This window comes from Thalassotalea montiporae, assembly GCF_053485855.1.
Genome location: NZ_JBQRUO010000001.1, coordinates 583,096 through 600,514 on the forward strand (window position 1 = coordinate 583,096; position 17,419 = coordinate 600,514).

Here is a 17,419-nt window from a genome sequence, read left to right on the forward strand (position 1 = left end):
AAGATTTTGGTTTTATAGCAAGGATAGTTCATATCGCTTAAAACAATAATAATTATTCAAAGGTCTGTATTTTTCTTTGATAGAAACACCCTTTTCTGGGTAACCACTGCGCCCTAGAATTAACCATTTAAAATCAAAGAGATAAAGTAAAGTCACTTATTAAAAGCATCATATTGGTAAGGCATAAGTCATTACCAAAATAAATATTGTTTTACCAAAATGGTTGACAACGAAACGTTGTATTGCTTGAATAATGATCATTAAAAAATAAAAAAACTATAATCAATCGGGTTTACAACATGGCTACTACCAACACGTTAACCACCAATCGACTCAATAAGGTCAGCTGGGCATTACGCCACGGGGACAGCTACCGCAAACAACTATTGTGTGCGTCAACCTTATTAACAATGCTCGCGTTTCCAACAATTGCTGCACAAGAAGTAGCGACGCAAGAAACATCAGCGCAAGAGTCACCATCAACCACTGCGGCAACAAGAGATCCAGACGCCGACGAAGTCGAAGTTATTGAAGTACGTGGCTCGCTACAAAGAACCATGACACGCTCTCTCGCTGAGAAAAAAGACAATATGGCAATTGTTGATGCCGTCGCTGCTGCCGATTTCGGCGAACTGCCTGGGTTATCGCTATCAGATGTTATTGAGAATATCTCTGGCGCTTCTGGACACCGCTTGAAAGGTAGTCAAAATGAAATATCGATTCGTGGTTTAGGCTCGTACTGGGGCTATTCAACCTTTAACGGTCGCACCATTACCAATGCGGGACCTGGTCGTGCAGTAAACTTTAAAAAATTTCCTTCAGAGCTGGTTGATAAGGTTGTGATTTATAAATCGCAACAAGCTGACTTAGTAGAAGGCGGTACCTCAGGCACTATTGACGTCAACTCACTTCGCGCAGTTGACAGCGGCAAGTCGCAAACGACTGTGCAAGTGGCAGGTATTTATAACCAATACTACCAAGACGTTGACGGTGATGTTTCTCCGTGGGGCGGAAAAATCGTAGCTTCAACAGTCCAGCAGTGGGATACCCAAGACTACGGTAGCATGGGCTTTACCGCAGGTCTTATCCATAGTGACTCGGCTAACCCAGAAGAAAATTACGGCGGCAGTTCACAAATGGGTGTTTGTGCACTGCGTGCCGCTGATGGCTCATCACTGGTTGGCGGCAGCAACTGCGCCACCGGACAACAAGGGGTAAGCGCAGGTCGTGTTGGTCGCTCGCCTGAATTAGGTATCGATACCGATTTAGCTAATTTTGATCGTAACAGTATCTTCTACGTACCGAACGATGCTTACTGGCGTACTGGTGAAGACGAAGATATTCGCACAGGTGCCGTGTTTACGTTTCAGTGGGTGCCAAACGAAAAACTCGATATAAATGCCGACTTTGAATATTCAGATTTAGAATATACCGAAAAGCGAATGGAGTTAGCACTCGATACGCGTCGCGATGATCTTGCCGATCACATTATCTCAAGTGACCACACTTTATTGTATGCCACAGGTGAAGCACGCCCAACTCTGCAAGGTGAAGATCGCAACCAAGTTGACGAATACCGCGGTGGCGGTCTTGAATTTGAATATCAAGCAACTGAGCGCTTATCGCTTGCTCTCGATCTTTCTTACTCTGAGTCATATCGTTACCGCTTGCGCCACAGGACTAAATTCCGCTCAACCGAACGTTATAACTACGCGCTCGATTTCCGCGGTCGCAATGTGCCAACCCTGACTTGGCTTGACAGTAACCGCCTAGGTCCAGACAATGCAGGGTTTGCCTCTTGGGAAGCTTTTGACGCCAGCCACATGGGTAATTTTGTCAACAATGACCATGCCTATGTTGAATATCGTCGCACCCACGAAGAACGTAAAGATGACATAACCGCCATTGATTTTAGCGGTGAATACGAACTGGACAATGATTATTTCTCTAGCATTAAAGCAGGGGTACGTTACTCGGTTGAAAACTTAGTTGATTATGTCAACAACGATGTGTCATTAGTCATCGCCACCGGTGATCAGCGCAATGGTGCCAGCGATAACGAAGACAATAACTGGGATGAACTCAACCCAGAGGCGAATCTAGCGCTTATCAACGGTATTATTGATAACTGCCAAAACGATCATTCAAACAATATTCAATTTACTGAAGAGCCGGGTGATGGCGGCGATGCCACCCGTTACGCCACCTATGATCACAAGTGTTTTATCGGTCAAATTCTAGGTCAATTGCCAGGCGCCACAGGCACTGATTTTTACGATATTGGTGAACGTGCTGATGGCAGAGATGGCGGTGACCGCGATGTTGAAGAAACCATTACCGCTGCCTACATCATGGGTAACATCGATGCAGAAATTGGTGGCATTCCAGTATTTGGTAATGTCGGTGTTCGTGTGGTGAAAACTGAAACCCATTCCGATGGCTGGGGCGACAAAGTTTATATTACCTCTCGCGAAACCAACGAAGGGGATATCGTTTGGGATTCGGTCATCAACCCGACGGGTGAGATAGAACGTGTCACCCTAGATTCTGAATATACTGAAGTACTGCCCAGCCTCAACTTAACCTTTGTGGTACAAGACGATTTTTATGTGCGTACCGCCGCTTATCGCTCTATGTCGCGTTTTCAAATGAATGCGATGTCGGCAGGTGTAAGTTATGAAACCTGTGAAGATGAAAACGACACCATTTGCGATCCCAATACCAATACCGACTTTTCTGAAGTGATTCGCAGCGGTGAAGCCAATGGTAACCACTTAGACCCATACACAGCAGATAACTTTGATGTGTCGTTTGAATACTACCCATCAGAAGATGCCGCCGTGAGTTTAGCGCTTTACTATAAATCGTTTACTGGCGGCTACGAGACGACCATTGAACAGCGCGATATTACCGTGAATCTCGATGGTGTTGATACCACTTACCCGAATGTGAGCCACATCGTAAAACAAACGTCAGACGATGAGTCTGTCATCAAGGGCTTTGAAGTCAACGCACAAAAACACTTTGTTGAGTTACCTGAGCCATTTAACGGTTTAGGTGCCAAAATCGCATGGAACCACGCCGACTCAAGTTTTGTCACTGACGAGCCAGCAAGCCCAGGTATCGTGCCTGATGCCAACTTATTTGGTTTTTCAAGAAATGTCGCATCAGCGTCAATTTACTGGGAAGGCGATAAAACTACCGTGCGCCTGTTATGGAAGTATCGCTCTAAATACTTACAACCCAATAGTTTGCCGTTCCCCGATCGTTCACACCGCTATGTGCAAGACGCAACCTATATGAACATGTCGGCAAAATACAAAATCAATTCAAACGTCAGCCTGTTTCTTAAAGGTCTGAATTTAACCAACGAACCGCAAGTAATGACGCGAGGTAACGACACCACAATCGCCGATTATTCACGCTCAGGCACCAAATGGGAGTTTGGCGTAAAAGCGAAATTTTAATAGCAAGCGCGTTGGCTAGCTAACGCAACGTTTTACCTCAGCAGGCTATGCTCGCAGTTTCCTGCTGAATTATCCGGAGTGTTTTTTCCAATAGTTAAACACTCTTTTGTTTAAACACTTATTTAATTCAACATGGCTAATGTTCGAGTAATTGAGTTCAAGTAGCAGAGTTAGATAAGGAGCGTTATCAATTCGTCTGTCTTCTCACTGGGCAGCGATATATCAAAAACGATAACGCTTTTTTCGAGGAGTTTATTATGTCAAAACCACGTATTGGTTTTATCGGTCTCGGTTTAATGGGCGGCAATATGGTGGAAAACCTGCAAAATAAAGGTTACCCGCTGACAGTCATGGATCTTAATCCTGACGCCGTTGCCGCTTGTGTGCAACGCGGTGCCAATACTGCAAGTTCTGCTAAAGCACTTGCCGAAGCGAGCGACATTGTAATGCTATGTTTAACCACCTCTAATGTCGTTGAGAAGCTGGTTTATTCAGAAGACGGTTTACTCGCTGGCATGAAGCCAGATTCAGTGCTTATCGATTTTGGCACCTCTATTCCAGCATCAACCCGAAAAATCGGTGCCGACCTTGCCAAAAATGGTGTTGGTATGATTGATGCGCCACTAGGTCGCACCCCTGCTCACGCGAAAGACGGGCTGCTTAACATTATGGCTGCCGGTGATATCGATACTTTCAATAAGGTAAAACCAGTACTTGATGAGCAAGGGGAAAATGTTTTCCACCTAGGCGCCTTGGGTGCGGGGCATACCACTAAACTGGTCAATAATTTTATGGGTATGACCACGGTATGCGCTATGTCGCAAGCGTTCGCTGTTGCTGACCGTGCTGGTGTCGATCGTCAGCAGTTATTCGACATTATGTCGACAGGCCCTTCGAACTCACCGTTTATGCAATTTTGTAAAAATTATGCAGTCGATGGTGTTAGCGACCTCGGTTTCTCTATTGCCAATGCCAACAAAGATCTAGGCTACTTCCTGCAAATGGTTGAAGACTTGGGTACTTGCTCGAAAATTGCTGAAGGGTCGTCGGCAAATTTACAAGCGGCATTTGATGCCGGTATGGGGAATGGCAATGTACCTGAAATTTTCGATTACTTTTTGAAGCTTAACCGCTAAATACAGGTTTTAAGTGAAAAGGCATATAAGAACAATGAGTTAGGAAGTTAAGAAAGTTAGATTACCTAACAACAGGGCATGCTCAGTGGGTAAGTTATCTCCCTAGTATTTCCCCCATTGAGTCGCTCGGCTTTCTCTTATAAGGATATTGGGAAAGCCGATATTTTAATACACATGGTCGCGTTATGAATTACGGTAAATCAGTACAGTTAGCGTTATTGTTGATAGGGGCAGCCCTTACTTTAGGTGTCAGCTTGCCAGCCTCAGCCAAAGACTATTTGGTTGATTCACCCAAAGCATTCAAACGCATTGTTAAACAAGTAGTTGCGGGTGATAAGGTGACGCTGGCGAATGGTACCTATCATGATTTCGAGATCTTATTTACGGGTAAAGGCAGCAAAGACAACCCCATCACGTTAACTGCGCAAACCAAAGGTAAAGTCATTCTCTCAGGGCAGTCGAATTTACGCCTAGCGGGTGAATATTTAATGGTTTCGGGGCTGGTATTCAAAAATGGTTATACCCCCAGTAGTGAAGTCATCGCATTTCGCCGCAATAAAACCGATTTTGCCTATCATTCTCGGGTGACCGAAACCGTTATTGAAAACTACTCAAACCCTGATAAACGCGAAGGCGATTACTGGGTAGCGCTGTACGGTAAGCACAACCGTTTTGACCATAACTATTTAGCCGGTAAACGCAACAAAGGCGTGACTTTAGCGGTGCGTTTAAACGATGTAAACAGCCAAGAAAACTATCACCGTATCGACCATAACTATTTTGGTCCTCGTCCTATTTTTGGCTCCAACGGCGGTGAAACCTTGCGTATTGGCACTAGCCATCACTCGCTAAGTCACTCGTTTACCCTAGTAGAGAATAACTATTTTGACCGCTGCAATGGGGAAGTTGAAATTGTCTCGGTTAAATCCGGCAAGAATCACCTGCGCAACAACGTATTCTTTGAATCACGTGGCACCTTAACGCTGCGTCACGGCAACGGTAATATTATTGAGAACAATATCTTTTTTGGAAACGGCGTCGATCACACTGGTGGCATTCGTGTTATCAATAAAGACCAAATTATTCGCAACAATTACCTTGAAGGATTAACGGGCTACCGCTTTGGCAGTGGGCTAACCGTAATGAATGGCGTGCCAAATTCACCCATTAATCGTTATCACCAAGTAGACAATGCGCTTATTACCAATAACAGTTTAATTAATGTTGACCATATCCAACTCGCTGCTGGCAGTGACGCTGAGCGCAGTGCAGTACCAATTAACTCTACACTCGCTAATAACCTGATTTACAACGACGATCAGCAGCCTTTCACCTTATTCGATGACGTCTCTGGTATTGCTTTTAAAAACAACCTCGCCAATACCCAGCCTCTAGCGGCTTTGTCATCTGGGCTCACTAAGCAAAACCTTACATTACAACGCGCTGACAATGGTTTGTTGTACCCAACCCCAAAAACCGCTCAAGGTATTGCTAACAACATAACACCAATCACCAAAGCACAAACAGGTCCTAGTTGGTATCCCAAAGCTGCGGCAGAAAGCGCCTTTGGCGGCGGTAAAACCATTAGCGTAGCGCCGAGCGAAGATGCGCTATTCAATGCCGTATCGCGTGCCAACGATGGTGATGTGCTGGTATTAGAAAACGGCAATTACAACGCCCGTAAGATTATTTATCTGGATAAAACCCTATCCATCGTAGCAAAAAATAAGCAGCAAGCGACGCTAAGCTTTGAGCGCGGTACTTTCTTTGAATTGCTTGATGGTGGCAGTTTAACGCTCAACGGGTTGGTTATCGACGGTCGCAACAGCCCTGACTATTCAGGCAATACCTTAGTGCGTACTAAAAAGTGGGGGATGACCCAAAACTACCGCTTGGTTATCCAAAATTCACGAATTCAGAACCTTGATATTAACCACTCATTTCATGTGTTTGAATCAGGTAAAGGTGCATTTGCCGACCAAATTACCTTTGACAACAATAGTTTCATCAATATATCCGGCGATATTCTGCGCCTAAACAAAGAGATTGAAGATTTAGGCGTGTACAACGCAGAATACGTCACTTTAACGAGTAATGAGTTCACTCAAGTAAAAGGCGCGCTTGTAAAACTTTATCGCGGAGGCAGCGATGAAAGTACTTTTGGTCCTCACTTGCTCATGTCAGGTAATAAGCTAGCCGATGTTGGCAATGGTAAACGCAATAAAGTCGCTAAAAATTCGCCAGCAAGTGTTTATCTGCATGGCGTGCAAGTCACGGATATTAAGAATAATCAGTTAATTAATAGCGCGCCTATTGTGATTGAACATACTGTGGGCGAACCGATAACACGGATTACCAATAATCAGCTAAGTGCTAAGCCATCTGTGGTCGAGCTGAGAGTCGCAGAGCTAAGAGCCAAGGGTGAACATACCGCGCACATTAAAAACAATCAGCTCGCCATTGGCGATCATAAAACGAGATAAGCCGTGATGATGTTCGCTAATTTGCTCAGTTTACCCAGTTTACCGAATTTTTTATGTCGCCAAGTTCGTCACGTAAGAATGCTAACTTCTGCGCTGACTCCTACGCTGTCGATGCTTATTTTGTTGTTAAGTATGCCTTTAGCAGTTGACGCTAACGCTATTGAATTAAACGCCGTTTCAACAACTAAAACTAATGAAAACAACAATTTTACAAACAACACTTTTGAAAACCATAGCGCTAGTTCAGAAAAAGGTGCGCGAGTTAGCCCCAATTTAGTCATTCGTGCCAGCGACTTGCCATTAATGCGTGCGGCGATTAACGACACAGGACGCTTCGCTACAAAGTATCAAGCGCTTAAAACGCGTGTAGATCAACAAATGCAGCTGCCGATTACTGTGCCCGTCCCAGCCGATGGTGGCGGTGGTTATACTCATGAAAGGCATAAGAAAAATTATCAACTGATGTTTAACGCGGGCTTAATTTATCAATTAAGCCAAGACAAACAGTACGCTGATTTTGTCCGTGATATGTTACTTGCCTATGCCAAGCTTTACCCAACGCTAGGGCTGCACCCAAAACGCAAAGTAAAATCACAAAACCCTGGCAAGTTTTTCTGGCAAAGTCTCAACGAAGCGGTGTGGTTGGTCTATACCATTCAAGCCTACGATCTTATCTACAATGCGCTGTCTTCTTCAGACATTACAACTATTGAAGATAACCTGCTAAAACCCGTCGCCCTGTTTTTATCTGAAGGACAACCTTCTACTTTTAATAAAGTGCACAATCACGGTACATGGGCAACCGCTGGCGTGGGTATGGCAGGCTATGTCATGAACGAGCCGGAGTGGGTTGAAAAGGCACTGTACGATTTGCAAAAATCCGGTAAAGGTGGCTTTTTACGCCAGCTAGATCAGTTATTTTCACCACAGGGCTACTACAACGAAGGACCTTATTATCAGCGCTATGCTCTGATGCCTTTTATTACCTTTGCCCAAGCTATCGATAACAATCAGCCAGAGCGTGATATTTTTAGCTATCGTGATGGCATTATCCTCAAAGCAATTACCACTACGATTGAACTTAGCTACAACGGGCTGTTTTTCCCCATTAACGATGCAATTAAATCAAAAGGTATCGACACCATAGAGTTAGTTAACGGCGTCACCTTGGCTTACGGCTTAACGGGCGATACTGGACTGCTAGACATTGCCAAACAACAAAACCAAATTGTGTTATCAGGCAATGGGCTTAAAGTCGCCAAGGCACTAGATCAGCAATTAACTACTCCTTACCAGTACCAATCTATCGCCTTTGGTGATGGTGCCACAGGTAGTGAAGGTGCCTTGGTGATTATGCGCCAGCACAGCAAGCGAGAGCGCTCTGAGCAGGGGCAGACCTTATTGTTTAAGCCGGCGGCTCAAGGCTTAGGACATGGGCATTTTGATAAGCTGACATGGCAATTTTACGATGGCGGCAATGAAATTGTTTCTGACTACGGCGCAGCCCGTTTTCTCAATGTGGAAGCAAAATTTGGTGGTCGCTATCTGCCAGAGAATAAGTCTTACGCCAAACAAACTGTCGCACACAATACCCTAGTTGTTGATGAACAAAGTCACTTTAATGGCAAAGTCAGTGTCGGCAATGCGAATCACCCTGAACTGTTGTTTTTTGAAACGACTGAAAAGAATACTGCGCCCAATGCCAATCAGCAAAGTAAGGCGCTAAAAAGTAAGATAAAAGCCACAGTCGCTAGTGCCGAAATAAAAACCGCCTATAAAGATGCGGATTTAAAACGCACCTTGGCACTGTTCACCCTAAAAACGAGCACTGGAGCTGAAAAGCCACTAGCGCTTGATATATTTTCAGTCGCCAGCAAGAAGCCACGTCAGTTTGATTTACCGCTGCATTATCAAGGGCAGCTGATTGACACCAACTTTGAAAGACAAGCATTTACCGAATCACTATCGCCATTAGGTAAAAGCAATGGTTATCAGCACTTATGGCTAACCGCTGAGGCAACGCCAGCAAAAGACATTGCGCAAGTTACTTGGCTTAACGACAACGGCAAGTTTTATACGCAAACCACCATTGCTGATGGCGACACACAAGCTCTATTCACCCGATTAGGGGCGAACGATCCACACTTTAATTTGCGTAATGAAGCTGGCTTTATTTACCGAAAAAAGCAAGCCAAAGCGCACACTTTTGTCAGCGTACTAGAGCCACATGGGCAATATAATCCAGCGCAAGAATTTACAGTATCAGCCACTACACAAGTGTCGGGGCTAATTCACAAGGTAGATGGCGAGCTTGATTTGGTTGAAGTGCAATTAGTCAGTGGTGAACGCTTCCTGATCGCGATTAATCATGCCCATCAGTTAACGCCTAAAAACCACAAGACAAGATTTAATTACAATAATAACGACTACCAAACCAATGGTCGATTAACCGTTATTCAAATTCCTAGCATTGCATTAACCAAGCAGGCGAATAACGGGATATTACAAGAGGATTTATCATGAGTGAAAGCGCACACTTTACCTTTGGCAACGAAGCTGAAATAGAAGATCTTGGCGGTGGTTTACGACGCCAAATGCTCGGTTACAACCATGAACTAATGGCGGTGAAAATTTGGTTCGATCAAGGTATTACCGCGTATACGCATGCCCATCGTCACTCGCAAGTCACTTATGTGGTTGAAGGCGAATTTCACTTTATGATTGATGGCGTCACTAAGGTGTTGAAAGCAGGCGACAGTTGTTACATCCCACCTAACGCCGAGCATGGTGCAACGTCACCAACAGGTGGTATTCTCATCGATACTTTTAGCCCCGCGCGCGAAGATTTCTTAAAGGAGTAAGACCATGCAAATTAAAGGATTACGTTGGTGGGTCGTAACACTTATTGCCCTCGCGACTATTATCAACTACATCGACCGCCAAGCATTAAGTGTGCTTTGGCCGGACATTGTTGAAGACTTATTTCCAGATGAATCGGCATTAGAGCGCAAACAAATCTACGCCAATATTTCGATTGTCTTTGTTTTCGCTTATGCCTTTGGACAAGCCATTTTTGGCAAAATATTTGATTGGGTCGGCACACGAATCGGCTTTGTGTTATCGATTGGTGTGTGGTCACTGGCAACTGTCGCCCATGCATTTGCCCAAGGGATACTGAGCTTTAGTATTTTCCGCGCAATTTTAGGGGTTGCAGAAGCGGGCAACTGGCCCGGTGCCACCAAAGGCAATGCGGAATGGTTTCCCACCAAAGAGCGTGCATTAGCACAAGGTATCTTTAACTCAGGTGCTGCTATCGGTGGTATTGTCGCGATTCCACTCATCGCTTTTCTTACCGTTTACTTTAGCTGGCAAATGGTTTTTGTTGTTGTCGGCTTGGTGGGGCTGCTTTGGCTTGTACCTTGGTTAGTATTAGTCAAAGCGCCGCCGGGGTCGCACCCTTGGATTAGCGAAGCAGAGCGCGAATATATATTAACAGGACAACGCCCATCCGCTGACGTGCAACAAGGCGCAACAGTTGGCGCGCAAAATACAGCTCTGCAAATGCAAGAATACAACCCATCAACGGGCGAGCTACTTTCCCGTAAGCAAAGCTGGGGCGTGATTATCGCCTCTGCCGCTATCGATCCGATTTGGTGGTTGTTTGTTTTTTGGATCCCGATTTATTTAAACGAAGTCTATGCCATGGACGTGAAATCTATCGGTATATACGGTTGGGTGCCATACGTTGGTGCGATGTTTGGGGCTTGGTTTGGTGGCTTGCTGGCACAAAACCGCCTAAAAGCTGGCTGGGATACTAATAAAACCCGCAAATTTGTTATTACCTTAGGTTGCTTGATCATGTTGCCATCGTTGCTTGCCATGGCAAATCCCGGTGCGCCCGTAACTGCAGTATTAATTATGGCGGTCATTTTATTTGGCTTTCAAACCGCCATTGGCAATGTGCAAACCCTGCCAAGTGATTTACTAGGCAAACAAGCAGTCGGCACGCTAGCTGGTTTTGCGGGGATGGCGGCTAAGTTAGGCGCGGTAGGGCTTACTTCGCTAGTACCGTGGTTAACCGCCGATGGTAACTATACGCCTGCCTTTGTTATTGGCGCTTCGCTAGCGATTATCGCGATGGCAGCCATTTGGTTGCTAATACCTAAAGTTGAACCGCTAAAGCCGCTATCAGATAACAGCAAGAGCGAATCGCAATCGGCTGATCAAGCCCGTAAGCAAACCAGCAATTAGCGCTCATTTTCTGGGGTAACACTTTTTTTGATAGTACTTTCCTTGGGTAACAATAGGCAATGAACAAGATTTTTTTACTCGGTGAATGCATGATTGAGTTGATGTCGGCACACAGCGCGACAACAACTCAAGCGACAAGTACTGCCGATAAAACAGCTACCAGTAAAACGCTTCAACAAGGCTTTGCTGGCGACGTATTTAATACCGCCGTTTACTTAAAACGGCTCTTTCCAGCCATTGATACGCAGTTTGTCACCGCCATTGGCAACGACAATTTCAGCGATGACATGCTCGATTATTTTCACCACCATGCGTTAAGCACAGACTTTGTGTTTCGCAATGAAGCAAAAACCCCCGGGCTTTACGCGATTCAACTTGATGAGTATGGCGAGCGCAGTTTTAGCTATTGGCGTAGCGACTCTGCCGCCCGCACTTTGATGTCGTTTATCGATGACACGGTCACCAACTCTATCACCAAGACAATTAGCCAAGGAGATCTCTTCTTTTTTAGTGGTGTCTCGCTAGCTGTGATTTTGCCTGAAGAACGACCTAAATTTTGGGCATTTGTGCAAACCTTAAAAGAGGCAGGCGTTCGCATTGCCTTCGATTTAAATTACCGCGCGCGCTTATGGCAGAGCAATGAAGAGGCGCAACTAGCCTTCAAACAAGCTTTTGCCGCTGCGGATATTTTATTGCCCGGTGTCGATGATTTCGCCCAGATATTTGACTTGAAAAATTCAATGCCTGAATCAGCGGTGAAATCAGAAGTCGAGCAAATCATTGCGTTTTTTCAAGACTACGATTACCAAGAGTTGGTGATTAAAAATGGCGAAAAAAATGTCTATTGTGTGTCTGGTAATCAACGGCACGTTGTCGATGTAACGCCGGTGTCAAATGTGGTCGATACCACCTCAGCTGGCGATTCCTTTAACGGCGCCTACCTTGGCGCTCGCATGGTGGGTTCTTCTATTCCTCAAGCAGTAGCATTGGCAAACAAGGTTGCTGCTTTTGTTATTCAACACAAAGGTGCCATTGTAGAAAGCACAGCTTTCTCTTCACGTTTCAACTAACTATTAGCCATTAACTATTTTTTAGGGTTTATACCATGACGTCTTTTTCCTCATTGATGGGAAACCAAACTTTACTACCGATTATTCAAGCTGACTCTCCTGAACAAGGCATTGCGATTGCTCGCGCGATGGCTGATGCAGGATTAACGCTGGTTGAAGTGGTGCTGCGCACCGAAGCCTCACTTGCGGCGTTAACCGCCATTAAAACCGAATTGCCTGAACTGATTGTTGGCGCCGGTACGGTAACCAATGCCGATATTTTACAACAAGCGATAGCGGCAAAAGCTGACTTTATTATTACGCCTGCCGTTTCTGAAAAATTGCTCACCCAGCTAACACAATGTGGCTTACCGGTATTGCCGGGCGTATCAAACACAGGTGAGATTTTGCTTGCTAGAGAGTTTGGTTATCAAGAATTAAAACTATTTCCTGCCTCGTTATCTGGTGGTGCGAAATTTTTGTCATCAATTTCGTCTATATTTCAAGATATTAGTTTTTGTCCAACGGGCGGCGTGACCGCTGAAAACAAAGCCGATTATTTATCACTCGATAATGTGTTTGCTGTCGGAGGTACATGGGTTGCGAGTAAAGACTGGGTAGCAACGCAAAATTGGCAAGCCATAACAGGTGCTTGCCTAGCAGCGAACCAACCTCATTAAGCAAATCAACCTCATTAAATTAGAGATAAAACCGGTAAGGATACAGCTACGAACTTTCCAGCTGGTGACTTTAGCTGTGACGATGTGTAGATTCTGTTTACGACGAAAAAGCTGGCGGCTAAGCGCTGCTGGCCGATGGCAATAGCCAGCAAACATCTATTTACTGTGTTGCTTTTCATTCAACAAGATAACGCTTAGTGCGATTAAGGAAATATTGGTTGTCACTGGGTTAAAGGCTTCAATTAACAGCTGCGGCTGCATAATGGCAACAAACCCCAATAAACCAACTAAGGCCAGAATATTTAGAACAACTAGAGGCTTGTGTCGATAAAAAAAATAAGGTGGTACCATACAGCATTTCACCGACACCTGCTTCTTTGGTAACAAGATATGAGTGCTCTGCTGAAAACCCAAAGCTGGCTGTCATCTGTTTTTCAAGCGGTGCAATATGTACAAGCTTGGGAAAAAGGCCGTGGTAAACCCAGCTAAAACTGACAATAATTCTCGCGATTTGAATGGGTTGCATAACTACTTCCTTGTTGTCAGTTGCTTGTCGTTTGACGTTTGTCATTCTTTTGTTGGGAGATGGTTTAAGGACTAACGACTGTGGGTAAATGTTTAGCCGCTAGCACTTGGCTTTCAGGTAGCTAGTTCTATCTATATCAACAACTTCGATTGTGATTTCACAGCTATTCAATACTAGTGTGTTAAACGCGTCCAATACACTTTTACTTAGCAGTTGTTTTTGCTCTTCACTGCGACCTGAGAGTATTTTGAGTGTGATATGAATAAAGTCTGACGGGCTCTTTTTTGATTGGTTATTGCCTACTTGATAGCTGTTAAAGCCAATTGCTCTTACTTTAATATCACTGCCATCAGGTTCAAATAATTCACTTGCTAAAGCACCTTGAAAGACGGCTGAAACAAGCTTGTTGCTATCAAGTGTACTGGCGTGTTCGATAATGCAATGGGGCATTTGCTAGTTTAAATTGCTAGTTTAAAGTTATATGAAAGTAGCCTAATGCTACCTAATTGAAAGGCAAGAAAAAAGCGCTATTTATCAGGTGATAAATAGCGCTTTTTTTCGGTTTTTGAACTAACGACCAAGCTAACGGTTATCGCTTACTTAGTCTTAAAGTAGCAGGTTATGAGTCGTTATTAGTTGGGCTATTACTTATTCTTCGCTGATTTCTTTGCCACTTTTTTAGCGATTTTCTTCGCCTTGGCTTTTTTCTGGGCCGCCGATTTTTTCACTTTCGGCTTTTTCATCGGCACTTTCGCTTCTTTAAATTTCGGTCTAAGCTCGTCAATCACACGGCGTTGCAGGCGCTCTTTGGTATAGCGCTCAATTTTACCGATTGCTAGCATATCGTGTGCTTCTACCAATGAAATAGCCGTACCTTTGTTACCAGCGCGACCAGTGCGGCCAATACGGTGCAAGTAAATATCGGCTTTGCGTGGCATATCGAAGTTAATCACGTGGGTAATATCGTCAATATCTAAACCACGGGCTGCAACATCGGTTGCCACTAAGACATTAAGCTCACCTTTGCGTAAACGCTCAACCGCGCTATTACGCTTGTCTTGTGGCATTTTACCTTCTAACCAAACACATGGAATTTCAGCGCTGTAAAGTTTGCCCGATAAGAACTGAACGGTTTCACGCTTGTTGGCAAACACTACGGCACGTTCTACTTCTTCTTGTTTCAGAATATGCGTTAGTAGCTCAAGCTTATGTTGCTTGTCATCCGCTAGGTGCAACCATTGGTGGATCTTTGCTTTTTCTTTGCGAGACGGGTTAGCCTCTAAGTATACTGGCTCATCAAGGATCTCTTTAGCGAACTTGATCACACCAGCACCTTCAAGCGTTGCCGAGAACAACATGGTTTGTTTACGCCAGCGCGCTTCACCGATTATACGGTTGATGGTGTCGGCAAAACCCATATCCAACATGCGATCCGCTTCATCCAGAATCAGGATTTCAATTTCACGAGCATCGAATTGTTCGTTTTCAATGTACTCCATTAAACGACCCGGTGTAGCGATCAGCATATCTGTGGTGGCCGTTAGAATTTCTTTATGGCTACCGTAATTAACACCACCGGTGATAACTCCGGTTTTAATGTTAGTGTGGGCGGTTAGTAGCTCGTTTTGCTCGCTGATTTGCAGCGCTAATTCACGTGTCGGCGATAATACGAGTACTCGTGGAAAGCCTGGCTTTGTGCGTGGGTAATCCAGTAAATGCTGAGCAGCAGGTAATAAAAACGCAGCCGTTTTACCTGTCCCGGTAGGCGCTGAGGCTAAAATGTCTTTGCCGTCCATTGCTTCTGGCAGCACTAATTGCTGAATTGAAGTGGGCTTTTTAAAACCGGCTTTGGCAATGCCACCGATCAGGTCTTGGTCTAAATCAAACTGCTCGAACATGAATATTACGTCGCTACTTGGGCACAAAGATGTGCAGATTATAGTGTGAAACTGTTTATTTACCTAAAAGTGGCTTGTGCCAACATAAATAATAGTTGGGCTTGCACTCTTAGTTATTGTCTTTAATGTCGCGTGGGCCGTTTGCAAGCGGCTTTACGCTAGATTTCTTGCGTGAATTTGGCGATTGGTCAATTAAGCCAGAATATCAGCAATCTCTTCCAATACACTTTGGCACCATTGGCTGATACGGGCGTCAGACTGGTCATATTGGTTGTCTTCATCCAAAGCTAAGCCGACAAATTGGCTGCCATCTTGGGTCAGGGCTTTGGAGGCTTCAAACTCATAGCCTTGGTTTGGCCAATAACCAATGACATGACCACCTTGTTCAACCACACAGGTGTGCAGCATACCTAAGGCGTCTTGGAACCATTCGGTATAGCCAATTTGGTCGCCCATACCATACAAGGCAACAATTTTATTGGCAAAGCTAATGGTTGCTAGGTCTTGCCACTGAGACTCCCAATCTTCTTGTAATTCGCCGTAATCCCAAGTGGAAATGCCTAAAATCACTAGGTCGTAGTCGGCAATTAAAGATAAAGGCTCGTCTTTAATATTGTGCAGCTCTACTAGCGGAGTGCCGGTGTCATCGTTACCCATTTCTGCTTGAATTTTTTCCGCAGCAATCTCGGTATAACAAGTGGTTGAGCCATAAAATAAGCCGATTTTCATTGGGGTTTTACGCCTTGCTTTATTGGTGTTCCAACTAAGATGATTCTCAGCCAAAAACGAATTGGAATTAAAACGGGCGCGAGTTTAGCAGAAATGGCGTATTCTTCGCCACTACTATTACTTCAATTGGTATGGTGCCTCAAGGATTCAGCATGGCATAGATCCGGTAGCTATAGGCTTAGGTTTGCATTTTTAATGCTTAGGTTGTAATTTTAGCCATCGAATCAGGGTCTGTGTGTTCACTTGGTTGCTAATAGCCAATAATCTCGTAACCCTATTACCCAATTTTGGAAGATGTAAATGAAAAAGCTGTTTTCTGCCGCGGTTTATGCCAGCGCGCTTCTTTGTTCTTCTTTTGCGCTTACCGCACATGCTGAAAGCCCTGAGCAAGTTCCAGCAGCTGTTGCTAACGCTTCAGCGGCCACTTTTAATGCTGAAAAATTAAAACAAACCATTAGTCAAACATTAGGCTTGGAAGTGAGCACTGCTCGCAAAACGCCAATGCCTGGCTTAGCTGAAATTGTTACCGAACAAGGCTTGTTTTACACCAGCTACGACGGTGAATACTTTATTCAAGGTAAGTTATTTAATTTAGGACCAAACGTTACTAACTTAACGGAAACTAGCCTAGCGCAAGTACGTTTAGACGGTATGGCTAAATTTGAAAAAGACATGATCGTGTTTCCTGCGAAAAACGAAAAGCATGTCGTAACGGTATTTACCGACATTACCTGTGGTTACTGCCGTAAATTGCACAACAGCATGGAAGAGTACAACGATTTAGGTATTACCGTTCGTTACTTAGCTTACCCTCGCGCTGGTGTTTACCAATCGCCAGGCACTTATACGCAAGGCTTTGAAGACTTGCGCTCAATCTGGTGTAACGAAGATCCTGCCAAAGCGATGACACGTGCGAAAGCGGGTTCAAGTGTTGCTCGCCGCATTTGTGACAAGCCAGTAGAAGAAAACTTTAAATTTGGTCGTCAGGTTGGGGTTAGTGGTACACCTGCGATTATCTTAGCAAATGGTTTTATGCTGCCGGGCTATCGTGATGCGGATGACCTAATGAATATTTTAGAAAACCTATAGATTTAGTCGTTTTCTTAAAAACCAAAGGCCGCACTTTCGTTGTGGCCTTTTTTATTGGCTCTTTTTCGTTGGCTTTTTTTGATGGATATTAGTGTGCGAATCTAAGTAGAA

At 44.5% G+C, this 17,419-nt stretch carries 11 protein-coding genes and 2 pseudogenes; 9 read left to right on the plus strand and 4 right to left on the minus strand.

The features are described 5' to 3' along the window. The first annotated feature begins 299 nt into the window (after positions 1–299). The 8 genes and pseudogenes from ACSLUR_RS02455 to ACSLUR_RS02490 all read left to right on the plus strand — a co-directional run bounded on the left by ACSLUR_RS02455 (position 300) and on the right by ACSLUR_RS02490 (position 13,066). Positions 300–3,467: a TonB-dependent receptor gene (locus tag ACSLUR_RS02455; protein ID WP_448551477.1), complete on the plus strand. Its 3,168-nt coding sequence runs from the start codon at positions 300–302 to the stop codon at positions 3,465–3,467. A 257-nt stretch (positions 3,468–3,724) separates the two neighbouring features. Next, the gene (locus ACSLUR_RS02460; protein WP_448551479.1) at positions 3,725–4,603 is read left to right on the plus strand and encodes an NAD(P)-dependent oxidoreductase; all 879 of its coding nucleotides are present in this window, start codon (positions 3,725–3,727) and stop codon (positions 4,601–4,603) included. Between the two features lie 185 nt (positions 4,604–4,788). Next, positions 4,789–7,086, plus strand: a complete 2,298-nt coding sequence (locus ACSLUR_RS02465) for a polysaccharide lyase 6 family protein (RefSeq protein WP_448551481.1) — start codon at positions 4,789–4,791, stop codon at positions 7,084–7,086. Between the two features lie 6 nt (positions 7,087–7,092). Then, positions 7,093–9,609, plus strand: a complete 2,517-nt coding sequence (locus tag ACSLUR_RS02470; RefSeq protein ID WP_448551483.1) for a heparinase II/III domain-containing protein — start codon at positions 7,093–7,095, stop codon at positions 9,607–9,609. Then, the gene (locus ACSLUR_RS02475) at positions 9,606–9,947 is read left to right on the plus strand and encodes a cupin domain-containing protein (RefSeq protein WP_448551485.1); all 342 of its coding nucleotides are present in this window, start codon (positions 9,606–9,608) and stop codon (positions 9,945–9,947) included. Before ACSLUR_RS02470 ends, ACSLUR_RS02475 begins: the two co-directional genes overlap by 4 nt. Before the next feature lie 4 nt (positions 9,948–9,951). Beyond that, positions 9,952–11,268: pseudogene (locus ACSLUR_RS02480) on the plus strand (MFS transporter); the annotation flags it as partial. 128 nt (positions 11,269–11,396) lie between these two features. Next, a complete protein-coding gene (locus ACSLUR_RS02485) occupies positions 11,397–12,407 on the plus strand; it encodes a sugar kinase (protein WP_448551487.1) in 1,011 nt (336 codons plus the stop codon). A 35-nt stretch (positions 12,408–12,442) separates the two neighbouring features. Then, positions 12,443–13,066, plus strand: a complete 624-nt coding sequence (locus ACSLUR_RS02490) for a bifunctional 4-hydroxy-2-oxoglutarate aldolase/2-dehydro-3-deoxy-phosphogluconate aldolase (RefSeq protein WP_448551489.1) — start codon at positions 12,443–12,445, stop codon at positions 13,064–13,066. A 156-nt stretch (positions 13,067–13,222) separates the two neighbouring features. Here the strand turns inward: ACSLUR_RS02490 and ACSLUR_RS02495 are convergent. The 4 genes and pseudogenes from ACSLUR_RS02495 to fldB form a co-directional block, all read right to left on the minus strand. Next, a pseudogene (locus ACSLUR_RS02495) lies at positions 13,223–13,592 on the minus strand (DoxX-like family protein). A 99-nt stretch (positions 13,593–13,691) separates the two neighbouring features. Next, entirely contained in the window at positions 13,692–14,042 is a 351-nt protein-coding gene (locus ACSLUR_RS02500) for a 5-carboxymethyl-2-hydroxymuconate Delta-isomerase (RefSeq protein ID WP_448551492.1), read from the minus strand. 194 nt (positions 14,043–14,236) lie between these two features. Continuing rightward, positions 14,237–15,490, minus strand: coding sequence for an ATP-dependent RNA helicase SrmB (srmB, locus tag ACSLUR_RS02505; RefSeq protein ID WP_448551494.1), 1,254 nt, complete (start codon positions 15,488–15,490; stop codon positions 14,237–14,239). Between the two features lie 192 nt (positions 15,491–15,682). Next, positions 15,683–16,219, minus strand: a complete 537-nt coding sequence (gene fldB / locus ACSLUR_RS02510; RefSeq protein ID WP_448551496.1) for a flavodoxin FldB — start codon at positions 16,217–16,219, stop codon at positions 15,683–15,685. 300 nt (positions 16,220–16,519) lie between these two features. On the opposite strand from fldB, the gene dsbC reads away from it, so the two are divergent. Further along, complete coding sequence (gene dsbC / locus ACSLUR_RS02515) at positions 16,520–17,308, plus strand: bifunctional protein-disulfide isomerase/oxidoreductase DsbC (RefSeq protein WP_116014911.1); 789 nt, start codon at positions 16,520–16,522, stop codon at positions 17,306–17,308. The last annotated feature ends 111 nt before the right edge of the window (positions 17,309–17,419 follow it).